This is a genomic window from Achromobacter sp. 1011811831 (assembly GCF_059760905.1).
In genome coordinates this window covers 1-18,137 of the sequence record NZ_JCBANG010000047.1, presented here as the reverse complement: position 1 = coordinate 18,137, position 18,137 = coordinate 1, and the positions used below count along the sequence as shown (strand labels likewise).

Annotated in this window: 20 protein-coding genes; 12 read left to right on the top strand and 8 right to left on the bottom strand. The window is 68.3% G+C overall.

Annotated features, from left to right (window positions below; genetic code table 11):
• Nucleotides 1–28: 28 nt before the first annotated feature.
• On the top strand, nt 29–757 hold the full coding sequence (locus tag AC6LJ9_RS18035) for an SDR family NAD(P)-dependent oxidoreductase (RefSeq protein ID WP_498148627.1): 729 nt from the start codon (nt 29–31) through the stop codon (nt 755–757).
• 50 nt (nt 758–807) lie between these two features.
• Here AC6LJ9_RS18035 and AC6LJ9_RS18030 read toward each other — a convergent pair whose 3' ends face one another.
• Nucleotides 808–1,590 carry an IclR family transcriptional regulator gene (locus AC6LJ9_RS18030; RefSeq protein ID WP_212315562.1) on the bottom strand — a complete coding sequence of 261 codons (783 nt, stop codon included), beginning with the start codon at nt 1,588–1,590 and terminating at the stop codon, nt 808–810.
• A gap of 148 nt (nt 1,591–1,738) precedes the next feature.
• Between AC6LJ9_RS18030 and AC6LJ9_RS18025 the strand changes: the two genes are divergently transcribed.
• The 6 genes from AC6LJ9_RS18025 to AC6LJ9_RS18000 all read left to right on the top strand — a co-directional run bounded on the left by AC6LJ9_RS18025 (nt 1,739) and on the right by AC6LJ9_RS18000 (nt 5,687).
• Nucleotides 1,739–2,428, top strand: a complete 690-nt coding sequence (locus AC6LJ9_RS18025) for a 3-oxoacid CoA-transferase subunit A (protein ID WP_498148626.1) — start codon at nt 1,739–1,741, stop codon at nt 2,426–2,428.
• Nucleotides 2,425–3,072 (top strand): 3-oxoacid CoA-transferase subunit B, encoded by a 648-nt coding sequence (locus tag AC6LJ9_RS18020; protein WP_212315558.1) that lies wholly within the window; start codon nt 2,425–2,427, stop codon nt 3,070–3,072. The genes AC6LJ9_RS18025 and AC6LJ9_RS18020 overlap by 4 nt, the downstream gene beginning before the upstream one ends.
• 106 nt (nt 3,073–3,178) lie before the next feature.
• Nucleotides 3,179–3,454: a muconolactone Delta-isomerase gene (gene catC, locus AC6LJ9_RS18015; RefSeq protein ID WP_212315556.1), complete on the top strand. Its 276-nt coding sequence runs from the start codon at nt 3,179–3,181 to the stop codon at nt 3,452–3,454.
• A 12-nt stretch (nt 3,455–3,466) separates the two neighbouring features.
• On the top strand, nt 3,467–3,763 hold the full coding sequence (locus tag AC6LJ9_RS18010) for a YciI family protein (protein ID WP_498148625.1): 297 nt from the start codon (nt 3,467–3,469) through the stop codon (nt 3,761–3,763).
• Nucleotides 3,764–3,846: 83 nt separating this feature from the next.
• On the top strand, nt 3,847–4,629 hold the full coding sequence (pcaD, locus tag AC6LJ9_RS18005) for a 3-oxoadipate enol-lactonase (protein WP_498148624.1): 783 nt from the start codon (nt 3,847–3,849) through the stop codon (nt 4,627–4,629).
• A gap of 17 nt (nt 4,630–4,646) precedes the next feature.
• The gene (locus AC6LJ9_RS18000) at nt 4,647–5,687 is read left to right on the top strand and encodes a cyclase family protein (RefSeq protein WP_498148623.1); all 1,041 of its coding nucleotides are present in this window, start codon (nt 4,647–4,649) and stop codon (nt 5,685–5,687) included.
• Nucleotides 5,688–5,801: 114 nt separating this feature from the next.
• On the opposite strand, the gene AC6LJ9_RS17995 is transcribed toward AC6LJ9_RS18000, so the two are convergent.
• The gene (locus AC6LJ9_RS17995) at nt 5,802–6,143 is read right to left on the bottom strand and encodes a PsiF family protein (protein ID WP_103271335.1); all 342 of its coding nucleotides are present in this window, start codon (nt 6,141–6,143) and stop codon (nt 5,802–5,804) included.
• Nucleotides 6,144–6,587: 444 nt separating this feature from the next.
• On the opposite strand from AC6LJ9_RS17995, the gene AC6LJ9_RS17990 reads away from it, so the two are divergent.
• Together AC6LJ9_RS17990 and AC6LJ9_RS17985 are read left to right on the top strand one after the other, a co-directional pair.
• Nucleotides 6,588–6,926 carry an FxLYD domain-containing protein gene (locus tag AC6LJ9_RS17990; protein WP_212315548.1) on the top strand — a complete coding sequence of 113 codons (339 nt, stop codon included), beginning with the start codon at nt 6,588–6,590 and terminating at the stop codon, nt 6,924–6,926.
• A gap of 270 nt (nt 6,927–7,196) precedes the next feature.
• Nucleotides 7,197–7,847 carry a carbonic anhydrase gene (locus AC6LJ9_RS17985; RefSeq protein ID WP_498148622.1) on the top strand — a complete coding sequence of 217 codons (651 nt, stop codon included), beginning with the start codon at nt 7,197–7,199 and terminating at the stop codon, nt 7,845–7,847.
• 115 nt (nt 7,848–7,962) lie between these two features.
• On the opposite strand, the gene AC6LJ9_RS17980 is transcribed toward AC6LJ9_RS17985, so the two are convergent.
• From AC6LJ9_RS17980 to AC6LJ9_RS17960, 5 genes are all read right to left on the bottom strand, one after another.
• Complete coding sequence (locus AC6LJ9_RS17980; protein WP_498148621.1) at nt 7,963–8,586, bottom strand: hypothetical protein; 624 nt, start codon at nt 8,584–8,586, stop codon at nt 7,963–7,965.
• A 56-nt stretch (nt 8,587–8,642) separates the two neighbouring features.
• On the bottom strand, nt 8,643–9,965 hold the full coding sequence (locus AC6LJ9_RS17975) for a M48 family metallopeptidase (RefSeq protein WP_498148620.1): 1,323 nt from the start codon (nt 9,963–9,965) through the stop codon (nt 8,643–8,645).
• 376 nt (nt 9,966–10,341) lie between these two features.
• Nucleotides 10,342–11,841, bottom strand: coding sequence for a c-type cytochrome (locus tag AC6LJ9_RS17970; RefSeq protein WP_498148619.1), 1,500 nt, complete (start codon nt 11,839–11,841; stop codon nt 10,342–10,344).
• Nucleotides 11,838–13,493, bottom strand: coding sequence for a GMC family oxidoreductase (locus tag AC6LJ9_RS17965; protein ID WP_212319074.1), 1,656 nt, complete (start codon nt 13,491–13,493; stop codon nt 11,838–11,840). The genes AC6LJ9_RS17970 and AC6LJ9_RS17965 overlap by 4 nt, the downstream gene beginning before the upstream one ends.
• Nucleotides 13,490–14,104 carry a sugar dehydrogenase complex small subunit gene (locus AC6LJ9_RS17960; RefSeq protein ID WP_498148618.1) on the bottom strand — a complete coding sequence of 205 codons (615 nt, stop codon included), beginning with the start codon at nt 14,102–14,104 and terminating at the stop codon, nt 13,490–13,492. Before AC6LJ9_RS17960 ends, AC6LJ9_RS17965 begins: the two co-directional genes overlap by 4 nt.
• A 170-nt stretch (nt 14,105–14,274) precedes the next feature.
• On the opposite strand from AC6LJ9_RS17960, the gene AC6LJ9_RS17955 reads away from it, so the two are divergent.
• Nucleotides 14,275–14,925 carry a DsbA family oxidoreductase gene (locus AC6LJ9_RS17955; protein ID WP_498148617.1) on the top strand — a complete coding sequence of 217 codons (651 nt, stop codon included), beginning with the start codon at nt 14,275–14,277 and terminating at the stop codon, nt 14,923–14,925.
• Nucleotides 14,926–15,007: 82 nt separating this feature from the next.
• On the opposite strand, the gene AC6LJ9_RS17950 is transcribed toward AC6LJ9_RS17955, so the two are convergent.
• The gene (locus tag AC6LJ9_RS17950) at nt 15,008–15,715 is read right to left on the bottom strand and encodes a GntR family transcriptional regulator (protein ID WP_498148616.1); all 708 of its coding nucleotides are present in this window, start codon (nt 15,713–15,715) and stop codon (nt 15,008–15,010) included.
• 214 nt (nt 15,716–15,929) lie between these two features.
• Here AC6LJ9_RS17950 and AC6LJ9_RS17945 point away from each other — a divergent pair, with 214 nt between their 5' ends.
• Nucleotides 15,930–16,721, top strand: a complete 792-nt coding sequence (locus AC6LJ9_RS17945) for an SDR family NAD(P)-dependent oxidoreductase (RefSeq protein WP_212319080.1) — start codon at nt 15,930–15,932, stop codon at nt 16,719–16,721.
• 165 nt (nt 16,722–16,886) lie between these two features.
• Nucleotides 16,887–18,098 (top strand): ABC transporter substrate-binding protein, encoded by a 1,212-nt coding sequence (locus AC6LJ9_RS17940; RefSeq protein ID WP_498148615.1) that lies wholly within the window; start codon nt 16,887–16,889, stop codon nt 18,096–18,098.
• The last annotated feature ends 39 nt before the right edge of the window (nt 18,099–18,137 follow it).

The following is an 18,137-nucleotide window of genomic DNA, read 5'->3' as shown; positions in this document are numbered from 1 at the left end:
TTTTTGAACTGAAGATATGGGAGCGGATATGAGCAAACCACGGGCTTACCTCGTCACCGGCGGCAGCGCCGGGATCGGGGCGGCGATTGTCCGCATGTTGCTGGATGCGGGCCACGCGGTGGTGAACATCGATTACCGGCTGCCGGACGCGCCGCCGGCGGGGCTGGTGTCTTACCAGGCCGACCTGACCGATGAGGCGCGCACGAAGGAAGTGGCGCGCGAGGTGACGGCGGCGTATGACATCGTGGGGCTGGTGAACAACGCGGGCGCGACGCGGCCGGGCACGGCCGACACGGCGACGCTGGAAGACCTGGACTACGTGGTCAACCTGCATCTGCGCACCGCGCTGATCCTGGTGCAGGCGGCGCTGCCGGCCATGCGCGCGGCGGGCTTCGGCCGCATCGTCAACATGTCGTCGCGCGCGGCGCTGGGCAAGCCCGACCGCGTGGTCTATTCGGCCACCAAGGCCGGGCTGGTGGGCCTGACGCGCACGCTGGCCATGGAACTGGGCGGCGACGGCATCACGGTCAACGCCATCGGCCCCGGCCCCATCGCCACGGACCTGTTCACGAAGAGCAATCCGGCGGGCGCGCCGCAGACCGAGCGCATCATCAACAGCATCGTGGTCAAGCGCCTGGGCACGCCCGAGGACGTGGCGCGCGCGGCGATCTTCTTCCTGTCGCCCGACAACGGCTTCGTCACCGGACAGATGCTGTACGTGTGCGGCGGCACCACGCTGGGCGTGGCGCCGATCTGAGTTCCATCATGATGCCCGCCGTCTTCCGCAACCCGACCCGCCCGCGCCGCCTAGCGGCGCAGCAGCGCGTGGTTGATCTGGTCGGCGGCGCGGCGCAGGGGCGGCAGGAAGGCTTCCAGCATCGCCTCGCGCGTGTAGCGGTTGGCGTGGCCGCTGACATTCATGGCCGCGATCACGCGGCCGCTGCGGTCGACGATGGGCACGGCCACCGATTGCAGCCCCGGTTCCAGTTCCTGCGCCACGCAGGCGTAGCCGTCGGCGCGTACGCCGTCCAGCAGGCGCCTGAGTTCCGCCACGTCGGTGACGGTGTGCGGCGTGTAGGCCTGGATCTGGCTCATGGCCAGCACGCGGTCGCGTTCGGCGGCGGGCAGGCCGGCCAGCAGCACGCGGCCCATGGACGTGACCCAGGCCGGCAGGCGACTGCCCACGGCCAGGTTGATGGTCATGACCTTGTGCGTGGACAGGCGCAGGATGTAGACCACGTCGGCGCCTTCCAGCACCGACACGGAACAGGACTCGCGCGTCTGCTCGGCCACTTCCTCCATGTACGGCAGCGCCAGGTTCCACAGCGGCGTGGCGGACAGGTAGGCGTAGCCCAGCTCCAGGATGCGCGGCGTGAGCGCGAACCTGCGGTCCTCGACGGTGACGTAGCCCAGGTGCTCCAGCGTCAGCAGGATGCGGCGCGCGCCGGCGCGCGTCAGGCCGGTCACGGCCGCGACTTCGGACAGCGTCATCTGCGCGCGGTCGGGGCCGAACGCCCGGATCACGGACAGCCCGCGCGCGAAGGATTGCACGTAGCTGTCGCTGGGTTGCTGGGCGTCCTGCTCGGCCATCGGTCTGCTGCCACCTATGAAAATCCTGGGGACGACGCCGTGCCGGCTCGCCTTGACGCTCGCGTCGGCCCCATGAAACGATGTTCTTCAGAAGAACGAATGTTCTATAGAAGAACAAATTATGACATGCCACCTATGAGCGAATACCATGATCTCTAAGCTTGTTGCCAACGCGGCGGCCGCCCTGGCGGACGTACCCGACGGCGCGACCGTCATGATCGGCGGCTTCGGCACGGCCGGCCAGCCGATGGAGCTGATCGACGCGCTGCTCGAACAGGGCGCCAAGGACCTGGTCATCATCAACAACAACGCCGGCAACGGCACCGCCGGCCTGGCCGCGCTGCTGGGCGCGAACCGCGTGCGCAAGATCATCTGCTCGTTCCCGAGGCAGGTGGACTCGCAGATCTTCGACGGCCTGTACCGTAGCGGCAAGATCGAGCTGGAGCTGGTGCCGCAGGGCAACCTGGCCGAACGCATCCGCGCCGCCGGCGCCGGCATCGGCGCCTTCTTCACGCCCACGGGCTACGGCACGCCGCTGGCCGAGGGCAAGGAAACCCGCGAGATCAACGGCCGCCAGTACGTGCTGGAATACCCGCTGCACGCCGACTACGCGCTGATCAAGGCCGAGCGCGGCGACCGCTGGGGCAACCTGGTGTACCGCAAGACCGCGCGCAACTTCGGCCCCATCATGGCCAGCGCGGCGCGCGTGGCCGTGGCGCAGGTGCGCGAGATCGTCGAACTGGGCGAGCTCGATCCCGAGAACGTGGTCACCCCCGGTATCTTCGTGCAACGCGTGGTGCGGGTCGACGCCGCCCCGGCCGCCAAGGAACAGCAATGAGCCAGAACAAACTGAGCCGCGACGAGATCGCCGCGCGCGTCGCCCGCGACATCCCCGAGGGCGCCTACGTGAACCTGGGCATCGGCCTGCCGACCCTGGTCGCCAACCACCTGCCGGCCGACCGCGAAGTCATCCTGCACACCGAGAACGGCATGCTGGGCATGGGCCCGGCGCCGGCCAAGGGCGAAGAGGACTACGACCTGATCAACGCCGGCAAGCAGCCCGTGACCGAGCTGCCCGGCTGCGCCTTCTTCCACCATGCCGATTCCTTCGCCATGATGCGCGGCGGCCATCTGGACATCTGCGTGCTGGGCGCCTTCCAGGTGTCGCAGCACGGCGACCTGGCCAACTGGCACACGGGCGCCCCCGACGCGATTCCCGCGGTGGGCGGCGCGATGGACCTGGCCATCGGCGCCAAGGACGTGTTCGTCATGATGGAACTGCTGACGCGCGAAGGCCAGAGCAAGCTGGTGCAGGCTTGCACCTACCCGCTGACCGGCGTGCGCTGCGTGTCACGCGTGTACACCGACGTGGCGGTGTTCGACATCCGCGCCGACGGCGTCACCGTGACCGACCTGTTCGGCGGCGTCACGCCCGACGAGCTGCTGCGCCTGACCGGCCTGCCGCTGAAGTTCGCGAACTGAACCCGGGCCGGGCCGCTGCGCCCGCGCCCCTTATCGACACCCCGGGCCGCGCCGCGCGGCCCGACCAGGCTCCGCGATGCCGGGGCCGCAACCCGGAGAGTCCATCATGTTGTTCATGGTTCAAATGCAAGTCAATCTGCCCGTCGACATGCCGGCCGAGCGCGCCGACAAGCTCAAGGCCGACGAGAAGGCCCTGGCGCAACAGCTGCAGCGCGACGGCAAGTGGAAGAGCCTGTGGCGCGTGGTCGGCCGCTACGCCAACGTCAGCATCTTCGACGTGGAAAGCAACGACGAGCTGCACACCCTGCTGGCCTCGCTGCCGCTGTTCCCGTACATGGACATCCAGGTGACGGCGCTGGCGCGCCATCCCTCGGCCATCTGAGGCGAGGCCGCCATGCCCTACATCATCGAAACCTTCGACAAGCCCGGCCACCAGGCCGTGCGCCAGCAGCAGCGCGCCGCGCACCTGGAATACCTGGACGCCAACAAGGGCCTGCTGCTGGCCTGCGGCGCCAAGCTGCAGGACGACGGCACGGATGCCGGCGGCGGCCTGTACCTGGTCGACCTGGACACGCGCGAAGCCGCGCAGCAGTTCATCGACGCCGATCCCTTCGCCCAGGCCGGCCTGTTCGAGCGCGTGGCCATCACGCGCTGGCGCAAGGCCTACGTCAACGGCGTCTGCCACCTGTAAGCCCGCCGCCCGCCCGCGCGGCGCGGCCACCCCATGCGCCGGACGGCATCGCCGCCGTCCGGCTTCACCCTCGAGGAACATCCATGTCTTATGCCGATCTCAGCCAGGCCCGGCTGTACTACGTCATCGACGGCCCCGCCGACGCGCCCGTGCTGGTGCTGTCCAATTCGCTGGGCACCTGCGCCGACATGTGGGCGCGCCAGGTGCCTGAGCTGAGCAAGCATTTCCGCGTGCTGCGCTACGACACGCGCGGACACGGCAAGTCCTCGATCCCCGACGGCGAATACCGCTTCGAACAGCTGGCCGGCGACGTCGCCGAACTGCTGGACGGCCTGGGCATTACGCGCGCCCACTTCTGCGGCCTGTCCATGGGCGGCCCCACCGGCATCGCGCTGGCGCTGGCCCGCCCGGAACTGGTCGACGGCCTGATCCTGTGCAACACCGCCGCCCGCATCGGCTCGGCCGAAGGCTGGACCACGCGCATCAACGCCGTGGCTGAACAGACGCTGGAAAAAATGGCGCCGGCCCTGGTCGAGCGCTGGCTGACCGACGGCTACCGCGCCGCCGAGCCGGGCCTGTCGCAGGTGCTGGTGGACATGCTGCGCCGCACGTCGGACGCCGGCTACTCGCGCAACTGCGCCGCGCTGCGCGACGCCGACTACCGCGACCGCGTCGCCGCCATCCGCGCGCGCACGCTGGTCATCTCCAGCACCCACGACCTGGCCGCCACGCCGGCCCAGGGCCGCGAGCTGGCGGCCGCCATCCCCGGCGCGCGCTACGTCGAACTGGACACGTCACACATCTCCAACTGGGAACGGCCCGAGGAATTCAACCGCGCCGTGCTCGGCTTCCTGCTGGCCCAGTGAATCCGGGAGGACACCGCATGCAACGCTGGAAACACCGGCCCGAGGGCTCGAACTGGGGCGACTTCGGCCCCGACGACCAACTCGGCCGCCTCAACCTCATCACCGACGAACAGGTGCTCAAGGGCGCCCGCGAGATCCGCGCCGGCAAGACCTTCTGCCTGTCGCTGCCGCTGGACCTGCCCGGCGGCAACGTGCTCAACCCGCGTCGCCATCCGCCGCAGCTGAGTCCGACGCGGCTGCGCGACACGCCCTACCTGAACTTCCCGCTGCGCAACATCAATCCCGACGCGCTGGACGTGCTGAGCGACGACCAGGTGCTGCTGTCCATGCAGTACTCCACGCAATGGGACGCGCTGGCCCACGTCGGCGCGCTGTTCGACGCCGACGGCGACGGCGTGCCCGAGCTGCGCTACTACAACGGCTATGCCGCCGGCGTGGACGTGATCGGTCCTGCCGACGGCAGCCACGCGGGCTGCGGCTGCGACAGCGGCGGCCCGTCGGCCGCGCTGAAGCTGGGCATCGAGCACCTGGCGCAGAAAGGCATGCAGGGACGCGGCGTGCTGGTCGACCTGGAACGTCATTACGGCACCGGTCGCACGCTGATCGGCCACGCCGAGCTGATGCGCGTGATCGAGGCCGACGGCATCGAGATCGAGCCGGGCGACATGCTGGTGCTGCGCACCGGCTACGCCGAGGCCGTGGTCGCCATGAACGGCCAGCCCGACGCCGATACGCTGCACAGCTACGGCGCCGCGCTGGACGGCACCGACGAGGCGCTGCTGCGGTGGATCACCGACAGCGGCATCGCCGCCATCTGCGCCGACAACTACGCGGTGGAAGCCTATCCCGCGCGCGAGCGCAGCGGTCCGCGAGCCATGCTGCCGCTGCACCACCACTGCCTGTTCAAGCTGGGCCTGCCGCTGGCCGAGCTGTGGTACCTGAAGGACCTGGCCGACTGGCTGCGCGCCAACGGCCGTCACCGCTTCATGCTGACCGCGCCGCCGCTGCGCCTGCCGCACGCCATCGGCTCGCCGGTGACGCCGATCGCCACGGTCTGAGGCGGCGCGTCCTTCCGGCTCGGACACCCGCAAGACAGCGCGCCGGATCGGAATGGACCGCCACAAACACGCCGGGCCGCTTGCGCGGCCCGGTTGCGTTTGAAGCGCAGGCGCTCAGCCCTTCAAGCAGGTGCTCATGAAGGTCTTGCGCTTGTCGCCGGTGAGCTTCTGCTCGCCGGCCTTGGCGTTGCAGTCCTTCATCTTCTGCTGCTGCGGCGTGAGCTGCTTGGCAGGCGCCGGCTGCTCGCCCTTCAGGCAGGCGCTCATGTAGGTCTTGCGATCGTCGCCCTTCTTGCCCTCGGCCGACTTGTTGCAATCGGCCATGCGCTGCTGCTGCGGCGTGGGGGTCTTGGCGGGCTGGGCGGCGGCGGGCGCGGCGGTCTGCGCGAACGCGGCCCCGGCGAAGCAGGCGGAAAGGACTAAGGCCGAAGCCAGCTGGCTGGTACGGGAAAACATGGATTCCTCCCTTTGAGCGCCCGGGACGCCTGTGGGGCGCGGGATCGGGCCGCACGGTCCGCCGGACAAGGCGCCGGCGTGCTCATCATCGGGCAAACACCAGGGCTTCGCAAGAGCGGAAAAAGTTAAAAAACGCTAAGGCGCCAGGGTCGCCGGCCAGCTGTCTGGCAGCTGAAAAACAAGCGCCACGCGTCCGTCTGACCATAGACAAACGCGGCGGGCCCGGACCATCGCCGCGACGCGCCGGCGACGCTAGAATGCCCGCAAGCTGGAGACATTCGGATGCAGCCGCGCCATCCCCTGTCGAATCTGGGTGCAACCCTCGCAACCTGTTACCCATTGCCCCTCGCCACCCGTTGTGCGCCGGGGCGTAAAGGTGTGAGATAGAAGCGCCGCGACACAGCGCGCCTTGCCCGCCGCGGCGAGCCCCGAAAGGAGACGACCATGAAAACCGCCCTAGCCTCCCTTGCCGTGCTGGCCTGCCTGGCCGGCGGCGGCGCGTCGGCGCAAAGCCTGGCCTACGGCGTCACGCTGGGCAACGTGCAGACGGTGCGCGACGCCCAGAACGGCTCCACCATCACCGGCTCGCTCGCCAACCAGTCCGCCCGCCCCATCAACAGCGTCATGCTGACCTTCGTGCTGTACGACGAGCAAAACCGCGAGATCGGCCGAGTGCAGGACGGCGTGACGGGGCCGCTGGCGCCCGGACAGATCCGGCTGGTGCGGGCGGTGACGCCGCTGCCGGCGGCGCGGGTGACGGCGCTGGACGTACAGGCCTGGTAGCCCATGCGTCAATGCGACCCTTTTATTTTGCAGGCATCGGCAACCGCGCCCGCCACGTAGCGCGGCCCCCCAAGCCAGGCCGCGCGGGTCCGGCTCCGCCGGTCCGCAGCGGCGCCCCCTCGGGGGGAGCGCCAAAGGCGCTTCGGGGGGAACCCAACTTATGGGAAAATTCGTGTTGCCGACTCGATGACAGGGGCTTCCGCGCGAAGCCCCTTCTTGCGTCTGTCGGCTCGCCAGTCTCCCTGGCCCAGTTATTAGGATGTGAAAACCATGTTCCCCAAAAGACTCGCCGAAGGCTATCAATCCTTCCTCGACGGCCGCTTCCCCGCCGAGCGTTCGCGCTACCAGAAGCTGGCGGAAACCGGGCAAAACCCGGAAATCCTGATCATTGGCTGCTGCGACTCCCGCGTGGCCCCGGAACTGATTTTCGACGCCGGACCGGGCGAGATGTTCGTGGTGCGCAACGTGGCCAACCTGGTGCCGCCCTGTGACCCGGACACCGAATCGTCCTACCACGGCACCAGCGCCGCCATCGAATTCGCGGTCAACGGCCTGAACGTCAAGCACATCGTGGTGTTGGGCCACGCGTCCTGCGGCGGCGTGCGCGCGTTCTACGACGACGCCAAGCCGCTGAGCCGCGGCGATTTCATCCGCAAGTGGATGACCCAGATCGAGCCCGTGGCCGAAGGCCTGGGCGAATCCACCGGCGACCGCAACGCCGATCTCAAACGCCTGGAACTGGCGGTGATCAAGCAGAGCCTGAACAATCTGCTGACCTTCCCCTTCATCCGCCGCCGCGTCGAAAGCGGCGAGCTGGAACTGCACGGCACCTACTTCGGCGTCGCCACCGGCGTGCTGTTCCTGCTGGACAAGGAAAGCGGCGAATTCCACCCCTGCGTGGAAAACGACGTCACGAAGTAGCCTTCGTGGTCGCGGGCGGCGGCGCCGGACCGGCCCCGCCGCGCCGTGGGGGCAGGCCGCGGCGATCGCGGCGCCTTGCGGCGCGCCTGCCGGGTCCGCCAGTGTTCCCTGTCGATCAGCCCAGGCGCGCCAGTTCGGCGCGCGCATGCGCCGCCGCGTAGAAGTCGTTGATGCGCTCGGTGAGCTGCGCCACGCTCATGCCCTTGGGGCCGGTGTACAGCGTCAGGTCGGTCACGTACTCGCCCGTCTTGCGGTTGTGGCGCGTCACGCCGACCGAGAACGGATGCCTGAGCGGCGGCGGCGTGAAACCCGCCTCGTAGTTCAGCACCAGCGCAACGGAAATGGGCAGGAAGGAGTAGCGGGTCTCATTGACGCTCCAGTCCGAAATGCTGTCCCAGGGCGTCAGGTCGCCGCCGCGCACCCGTATGCCTTCCTCGCACAAGGTATAGCAAGGCTTGCGCGGGCCGAACATCATCCACAGGCTGGACAACAGCGCCAGGCCCAGCAGCGAGAACAGCAGGACTTCCATCGTCGTCAGATGGCGGGAGGACAGCGCGCCATACAGCACTGCGGCGCCCGCGCCGCCGCACAGTATCGGCAGCCCGACGGAATGCGGCGTGATCTCCACGCTGCCGCGTCCGGCCGCCTCCAGCCGCTTCAGCTCGGCGACATACGCGTCGCGGTCCGCTTGCGCATGCGTGGAGAATTCTTGTTCCAGCGAGGATGCGATGTCACTCATGACGTCTCCAGAAGGGATAGGCAATACGAAACCTGCGCGGCGCGGGTTGCCGGCGCTCAAGCCGATACGGCGGATTCCAGCCCCAGCTCGACCAGCAGCGCGGCGTCGCGCGGATCGCGCGCGCGGGCCAGCAACTCGGGCGTGATGGCCACGCCCAGCGCGTCCAGGCGCTGCTTGAGCGGCGGATGGGTGTCCAGCGGATGCGCCTGCTGATCCTGCAGGCGCTCTTGCGGATCGTCCAGGCCATGCTCGGCGACCAGCCGGCGCACCATCTTCAGCACGCCGCCGCGCTCCTCTGCCGGCGCCTGCTGATTGTGCGCCAGCGCCGCGTCCACGATTCGATGCAGCCCGGAAATGCGCAGCAGCGCCAGCGCCGATGATTCCGTGCCGGCGATGCGGCTGCCGAACGCGTCGGCCGCCAGTTCGCGCTCACGGCTCCAGTGATGCATGGCTTCCTCGAAACTCGCGAGGAACCATTTTCCATACAGCGTGATCGGCGCGGCGACCCAGGCGCGCGAGCCGTCGTCCTTCTCGTCGTGCTCGTTGGTGATGGCGAAGATGCTGTCCAGGAAGCTGCGGTAAATGGGCGCGAAACGCAGGCTGTAGCCCGTGTCCTCGCCGGTGAAATGGCCAAGCTCGTGCGCGATCACCGCGGACACCTGGGCACGGTCCAGGAAAGCCATGTAGGGCAAGGGCAGGTACAGCACGCGACCGTCCGGCACCGGCTGGCCGCTGACCAGCGCCACCGGATGCTCGGTGACGAAGAAGCCTTCGTTCAGGCCGACGACGACCGCGTCGGGCGCGCGCGCGTCTGTCCGCTTGGCGATCTCGCGCACAAACTCCCACAGGCGCGGCGCCTGGTGCGGCGCCAGCGACTGGCCCATGAGCAGGATGGGTTCGGATGCGCCCTGGCGTCCGGACAGGCGCAGCGCGCCATACAGCATCTTGAAGCCATACCAGGCCAGCGCCAGCGCGACCATGGCGAGGAACACGCCCAGCTTGACGCCGCCGTCCGACACGCCCGGCCGGCTCAGGATGATGATGGCTTCGAAACTCAACAGGGAGATCAGGCCGCCGAACACCAGCACGGTCTGTGACAGCATGAACTTCGGCAGCCAGCGGCGGCCGTTCTCGAAGGCCTGCATCAGCGCGTCGCGCGACTGCATGGCCTGCGCCGTGGCGCGGCGGATCGCCACCAGCGCCGCGCAGAACGACGCGGTCGCCAGAAGGCCCAGCAACAGCGTCAAGGGCGCCAGCAGCGCCAGCGCGTCATGTACCCACGGGCTGCGCTGGCCGTAGTAACGCAAGGATGTCACCGGCACCGTCGGCAAGGCGTCAACGCGCTGCCATTGCCATAGCGCGATGATTGTCATGGCCATTGGCACGCCAAGGCCTAGGACAAAAACCATGCGGCGTATGCGAGCCGAATACGGCACTACGTCGTTCACGATTCTTATTCATTTTTGTGGCGGTGGCCGAGTATATAGCCCGAACGACGGTGACTATCAACGATTTTGTCTGGGAGATATCTCAATATCTCGTGAATGCTTGAGCAAACAAGAATTCAAAAATAAAAATATCGAATTCTTGCGTTCGATATCGCTATCACGGTCGCGGCGCCCGGAACGGATTCGTTATCGTCAGGTCATCCTCGAGGATCTGCCCGTGGCTCATATCTTCACTGTAAAGCGTACGGCAACCTGCTCCGACCGCCGCCGCAGCGATGCTGGCATCGTAGAAGGACAACCGGCCCTCCTAGCGCGACCGACGCCTGCATGCCCGCCGCCACGCCAGCAGCAGAAGCAGCAGCACCACCAGGACGGCAACGCCGCCCGGCACCAGATACGGCTGGGCCTTCGCCAGCAGCGGCACGGGGCCGCCATCGCGGGACTGCTGCACGTCCGCGGGCGTGACCCGCAGATCCGGATTGCCGTAGCTCGCCAGCACGTAATTGGAAATGTCCGCCACCTGCTGGTTGGTCAGCGGATTGACGTAGGACTTCTGATCGAAGCGCGGCATCAGCACGTGCTGATCGCCGACATTGCGGTCGATGCCGTACAGGATGGTCGCGACCAGGTTGGCCGCCGTGCCCGCGCCGGTAGCCGTGTTGTGGAACAGCGAGGGATAGGCCTGGTTGGCGCTGCCCGCGCCGCTGGACTGGTGACAGCTGGCGCAATAGCCGCTGAACAGCGCGGCGCCGGACTTCAGGCTGGCGGTGGCGGTCTGGCTGTCCATGCCGCGCCGCCGCGCCTCGTCGCTGGCCGCGCGGCCCTGGCCATAGGCGGTCCCGGCCGGGCGCCTGCTGTCCGCCGCGGACTCGGGGCCGACCGGCGGGGTGCTCTTCAGGTAGGCCGCGATCGCCCGAAGGTCCGTCTCGGGCATGTGCTGGAAACTGTTCTCGACCGCCTCGGCCATCATGCCGCCGGCCTGGGCTTTGCCGGCGACGCGACCGGTGCGCAGGTACTGCACCAGTTCGTCCTCCGACCAGCCTCCGATGCCGGCAACAGGATCCGAGCTGATGTTCGGCGCGTACCACGGCCCGACGGGGCCGCCGCCCAGCGCGCGGCCGGCGTCCTCTGCCATGAGCGCGTTGCGCGGCGTATGGCAGCTGCTGCAATGCGCCAGCGCATTGGCCAGATAGGCGCCACGGTTGATCTGCTCGCTCTTGGACGGATCCGGGGCGTAGCGCCGGTTGTCCAGGAATAGCAGGTTCCATCCCAGCATCGAGGCCCGCACGCTGAACGGGAACGGCAGCTGCGTGACCGGAGCGGGCTGGTCCACCGGCGCCACGCCCTTCATGAAATAGGCGTACAGCGCCTTCATGTCCTCGTCGGTGATCAGGGTGTAGGACGTGTAGGGCATGGCCGGATACAGCCGCGCGCCGTCCTTGCGCACGCCCTCGCGCAGCGCGCGGGCAAAATCCGCCTCGCTGTAGTCGCCGATGCCCGCCGTCCTGGACGGCGTAATGTTGCTGGCGTAGATGACGCCCAGCGGACTGTTGATGGGATAGCCGCCGGCATATGGCTTGCCGCCGCCGGCCTGCGTGTGACAGGCCAGGCAGTCGGCGGCGATGGCCAGCGAGCGGCCACGCTCGAGCAGGCGCGCGTCGGCCTCGGCCGGCGCCTGCGCCTGCGCGGCGGCGCCGGCGGCCAGCCCCAGCCACAGCGCCGCGCCCAGGCCCAGGCGCAGCCAGGCGCGCGGGCGCGGGGAACCCGGATCGGAAACGGCATGCGCGGAGCGGGTGGCGGGCATCATGCGGCGGCATCCATCTGTTTGGCGATGGCCGCCGCGGCCTTCAGGCCCAGGGCGGCCATGCTCAAGGTGCTGTTCACCACGCTGGCCGAGGGCATCGCGCCGCCGCCCGGCAGCCAGAGATTGTCGTGGTCGTGCGCGCGGCAGTCGCCGTCCACCACCGAGTCCTTGGGATTGGCGCCCATGATGACGCTGCCCATCATGTGGTTGTTGGCGTTGAGCTGCGTCGTGATGCGGAATTCGGTGGCCTGGAACAGCGTGCCGATATGCCGCAGCTGCGCGTGGGCGGCCTCGGCGCCCTTGCGCACGTAGTCGCCCACGTCGTAGTTGACGTCCGGACAGGGCAGCCCCAGCGGATCCATCCGCGTCTTGCTCAAGGTCAGGCGGTTGTTGGGGTCCGGCAGCGGCTCCAGGCTGATCGACAGGTCCACGCCATGCGCGGCGCGGCGGCGGATCTCGGCATCCAGCGCCTTGCCGGCCAGTCCCATGTCCATGGCGGCCTGCGTGGCCGACGCGACCTGGGTGATGTTGTTCAGGATCATCTTGTTGGCCGAATAGGCCGAACGAAAGGCGCCGTCGCGCGGCCCCACCAGGCAGCTGCTCTGCGCGGGGCCGCGTCCCGGCCAGAGCGGTTCGCTGGCCAGGAAGAAGCAGTGGAAGCCCGAGTGGTCCATGATGTTGCGGCCCACCTGGTCGGACGAGTTGGCGATGCCGGCGGGGTTGCGTTCATTGGCGGCCATGAGCAGCAGGCGCGGGGTTTCCAGCGCGTTGCAGGCCAGCACGAAATGCCGGCCGGTGGCCTTGTGCGATTTGCGCGCCTGGTCGTACCAGTGCACGGCGGTGACGCGGTTGTTCTCGTCCGTGTCGATCTTGTAGACCACGGCCTGCGGCAGCACGATGGCGCCCTTCTCCTCGGCCGCCTGGACATGATGGATGCCGTTGTACATGGCGCCGACCGGACAGATCGGCTGGCAGTTGTTGTTGCCGCAACAGGTGGGACGGCCGCGCCAGGGCCGCGTGCTGCGGCCCTGAGGAATGGGCACCGAGCGATAGCCATGCGGGTTCACCACGTCGGCGAAACGCTGGTCGCCATAGGCCCACGGCACCATGTCCATCGGGTAGGGGCCGCTGCGCTCGACCGGCGATTGCTGCGCGGGATCGTTGGGACCAGCCACGCCCATCTCGTTCTCGGCCTGCAGGTAGTAGGGCTCCAGAGCCTCGTACGAGATCGGCCAGTCGCGGCCCACGCCGTAGGCCGATTGCATGCGCAGGTCCACCGGCAGGTGGCGCCAACAGGATGCCGCCCAATGCCAGGTGGTGCCGCCCACGGTGCGCAGATAGCCCTGTTTGAAGCCGCTGCCGCTGGGGCCGGTCAGGTGGACGTAGTTGTTTTCCGGGAAGTACAGCGGCGCGGGCGCCAGCGGGGACTGTGGATACAGGCCCTGGAAATCGGATCCCAGGCGATTGGCGAAGGGCATGTTGCGCCAGTTTTCCACGGCCTGGGCGCGCTCGATGCGCAGGCCGGCCTCCAGGATCAGCACGGAGTGGCCGCGGGCGCTCAGCTGGTCCGCGATCATCGCGCCCACGACGCCTGAGCCGACGACGACGATGTCCGCGCGCGCATCGCCGTCGGCGGAGAATTCTGCTTGTCTCATAGGGTTGCGCCAGGTGAAGCGATCAGGGGAGGCTCGGGCGGCATGGCCGCCGGATCCGGCGGCGCCGCCGTCCACCAGAGCGGGCCATAGCTGCAATAGGTGGGCACGGTGAGCGCGTCGCGCACGGGCTGGTACATCAGCGCGTCTTCATAGGCGACGACGACGGCGGCCGGCCCGCGCCCCACGGTGCCCGTGTACCAGGCGGCGACGATGTCGCTGGCCAGGTCCTGCAGCCCGGCCTGCCTGGCCGCGGCCATCAGCGCGTCGGCGGTGGGATGGCTGGCCGCCAGCGCGGCCAGCCTGGGCCAGTCGCCGGCCTGGCGCACGCCGGAACGTTCCAGCGCATCGCGCATGCGGCGCGCGGTGACGGGATTCAGGTGGGCGTGGTCGGTCAGCGCGCGCGACAGCGCCAGAAACCCGTCGTCGGCCACGGGCGCGGCCGACGGTTGCGCGGCGGGTTGAGCACAGAGCAGGGAGGGATAGGCGAGCAGTCCGGCTTCAAGCGCGAGGCCGGCCAGGCCCAGCATGAGCGCGCGGCGGCGCGGCAGCGCGGCCTGCGTGTCGGTCTCGGAAGGATCCGGGGCCGGGTTGCCTGAGGAGGGCGATTCCACGGTGATCTGTCCTTTCCAGTAAAACACTGCGGTTTACTTTATCGGATGCACCTGACAGGAAGGTGTACTGTACTCCTCTGCCCCATGGGCAACAATTTTCCATTTTCCGCATTGCCGCGCGGCGGGTTTCATGCCCGGCCGCGCCAAGCCCATATTTCCCGGAGCGTTCCATGGCAAAGATAAGCATCGATTTCGTCTCGGACGTGGCCTGCCCGTGGTGCGCGGTGGGCCTGGGCGGCCTGCTGGCCGCGATCGAGCGGCTGCGCGGCGAGGCCGAGGTCGAACTGCATTTCCGGCCCTTCGAGCTGAACCCCGACATGCCCAAGGGCGGACAGAACACCATCGAGCGCCTGATGGCCAAGTACGGCTACGACCGCGAGCGCATCCAGGCCAACCGCAAGGTGATCAGCGAGCGCGCGGCCGCCGTCGGCATGCCGATGCGCATGGCCGACGACAACCGCTCCTACAACACCTTCGACGCGCATCGGCTGCTGCATTGGGCCGGGCTGCAGGATCCCGCCCTGCAGGTCGCGCTGAAGAAGCGCCTGCTGGCGGTCTATCACGACGACAACCTGGACACGAGCGACGCCGAGGTGCTGGCGCGCGCGGCGGCCGACGCCGGCCTGGACGAGGCTCAGGCGCGCGAGGTGCTGGCGTCCGGCCGCCATGCTGACGAGGTCAGGACCGAGGAAGCGCAATGGCGCGATCGCGGCATCACGTCTGTTCCATCGGTGATTCTCAACGGCAAGTACCTGGTGTCCGGCGGACAGCCGCCAGACGTGTTCGAGCAGGCGCTGCGCCAGGTGGCGCAGGAAGGCTAGCCCCCCGATCCGGGGCTTGCCATCGCGGGGCCCGACATACCGGGATGCGGCGTATCGAGACGCGGCGTGCCGGTCCCAGGGCTCAGACCCGTCCGCCCAGCTGCGCCAGGCCCGGCTTGGCCCCGGCCGGCCCCAGCTTCTCGTAGTTGTTCTTCAGGATGATGCCGGCGTAGTACACATGCTCGCGCATCAGGTCCTCGGCGCGCGCGCCGTCGCGCCCGATGATGGCGTTGACGATGCGGTGGTGGTCGTCGTGCGAGCGCAGGATGATGCCGTGGTCTTCCCACAGGATGATGCGGTCCGACGCATAGGGTATGGCCTGGGCCTGCGTGGCGAAGCGCCTGACCCAGGGATTGCCGGCGGCTTCCAGGATGCTGTTGTGCAGCGTGATGTTCACCTGCTGGTACGGCATGTGGTCATCGGGCAGCAGCACGCCCTTGCCCAGGATGCGATCGCCTTCGTCCAGGCAATTGCGCAGGGTCGCGACCGCGTCGTTCGACAGGCCACGCATGGCTGCCTGGCGACAGGCCAGCCCTTCCAGCGCCGCCCGCACCTCGTAGGCCGCCACGATCTCGCCGATGTCATAGGCCCGCACGGTATAGCCGCGCTTGGGCAGGTGTTCGAGCAGGCCCTCGTTACCCAGGGTCGCCAGGGCGGCGCGCACCGGCGTGCGCGACACGCCCAGCTTCTCGGCCAGCGGGATTTCCTCCAGGCGCGCGCCTGGGCTGAACTTGCCGTGCAGCACCCAGTCCCGCAGCGTGTCGGTCACGTGTTGAGATAGCGTATCCATGCGGCATTGTATACATGAAGAATACATACGTTCCCGCAGCTCGCCTCGCATCAGGGCTTTCCCCAGTCGTTTTCCCAATGAAGACTGATTTCCATCAAAGCGAGATCAGGGAAAGCCCTTATATATGCGCGACCTGCATGTATACATAATCGCAAAAAATTTAAAGCAGCCGTCGCCGTTTCCCAGGCGGGCGGCGCGATCGCCAGGAGACAGCATGTCCAATGTATCCACGCCCGCCGCGGGCGCCGCCTCCCGTCTTGCCCTGGTCACGGGCGGCGGCGGCGGCATCGGCGCCACCATCTGCCAGGAGCTGGCGCAGGCCGGCTACCGGGTCGTGGTGTCGGACGTGGATGCCGGCCGCGCGCGCCGCGTGGCCGACGAACTGGGCGCGCCGCACGATGCGCGCGCCTTCGACGTCAGCGACGAAGCCTCGGTCATGGCGGCCTTCGACGACATCGAGACGCGCCACGGCCCGATCTCGGTGCTGGTCAGCGCCGCCGGCCTGCTGCTGTTCCAGGACAACGGCGAACGCCCGCTGATCAAGGACACCACGCTGGATATCTGGGAACGCAGCTTCGCCGTGAACGCGCGCGGCGTGTTCCTGTGCGGACGCGAATTCCTGCGCCGCCGCGAAGCCGCGCCGGTGCCGCACGGCCGCGTCGTCACCTTCAGCTCGGTGGCCGCGCAGCTGGGCGGCTACCGCTCCAGCGCCTCGTACATCGCCGCCAAGTCCGCCGTGCTGGGCCTGACCAAGGCCATGGCGCGCGAATCCGCGCACCTGGGCATCACCGTCAACGGCATCGCCCCGGGCCTGATCGACACCGACATGCTGCGCAGCACCGTCACCAGCAGCGGCGCGCTCGCCGCCGCCGCGCAAGCCATCCCGCTGGGCCGCATCGGCACCGTGCAGGACGTGGCCGCCGCAGTCCGCTTCCTGGCCTCGGAAGACGCCGCCTACATCACGGGCAGCATCATCGATGTCAACGGCGGCTACCGCATGCAGTAGCAACACCCAGCCGTTCCAAGCAGTCGTTCGAATCCGGCGGCATGTCCGCCCAGTACCCAGCCCAGCGCCAGTCCCGGTCCGCTTCGCACCATGCCCGCCGCACAGGGCAGCATCCGGCGCGGACGGTCCTGACGGCAAAAAAATGATCAGCAACGGGAGACAACCATGAAGACCAGCAGTCGCTTCGCCGCCGCCGCGCTTTGCGCGTGGGCGGTCGCCGCCGGCGCCCAGGCCCAGCAAGAGCCCGGCATCACCGACAAGACCATCAAGATCGGCGTGTTCGCGCCGCTGTCCGGCGCCGGCATGGCCTACGGCTTCGACGTGATGAACGCGGCCAAGATGTATTACGCCAAGATCAACAAGGAAGGCGGCATCCATGGCCGCCAGCTGGAGCTGGTGATCGAAGACGATCGCTGCAATGCCAACGACCTGGTCGCGGCCGTGAAGAAGCTGACCGAACAGGACAAGGTCTTCATGCTGAACGGCGGCTCCTGCTCGGCCGCCGTGGTGGCCGCGCGCGAATACGTCGAGCGCGAGAAGATCCCGCTGCTGATGCTGAACGCCTCGGGCGACGGCGCGCTGTATCCGCCGTCCAAGTACATCTACGGCGCGTTCTCGATCTCGCAGCACGCCGTGGGCGGCTCGATGGTGCAGTTCGCCTCGGAACACCTGAAGGCCAGGAAGGTCGGCTACATCAACCACGATGACGCCTACGGCGGCTGGAACCTGGAGGCCGCGCGCGCCCAGGCCAAGCAGCTGGGCGGCGTGGACCTGCAGGTGCAGTCGGTGAACCCGAACATCACCGACGTGACCGCGCCCATGCTGAAGATCCGCGCGGCCAATCCCGACGTGCTGCTGCTGACCACCTACGCCCGTCCGGCCGCGCTGATCATCAAGAAGGCGCAGGAACTGGGCTGGAACAAGCCCATCGTGCTGGCCGTCAACGGCACCGCCGACCTGAAGCAGCTGGTGGAGAACGTCGGCAACAAGGACGCCTTCAAGAACGTCTACATCCAGGACGTGCTGTCCGACCTGCCCGGCGGCCCCAAGCTGACCTGGGTCTACGACATGTACAAGCAGGCCTATCCCGACCTGGCCGCCAAGCCCGGCCATCCGCAGACCTACATGCCCTACGGCATCCCGCCGGCGATGGCGGTGGTCAACGCGCTCAAGGCCGCGGGTCCGCAGCCCACCCGCGAGAAGGTGCTGGCCGCGCTGGAAACCATGAAGTTCGATTCCGGCGTGATGGCCGGCCCGATCGAGTTCGGCCCGAATGACCGCGCCGCGCAGGAATCGGCCATCTACATCAAGTTTGACGGCACCAGCATGTCGCTGGTCCCGGGCGCCTTCAAGAGCGTCTGGCAGTACCAGCCTTAATCACACGGGCAGCGCCCGCGCGATGGCGCAGCATCGCGC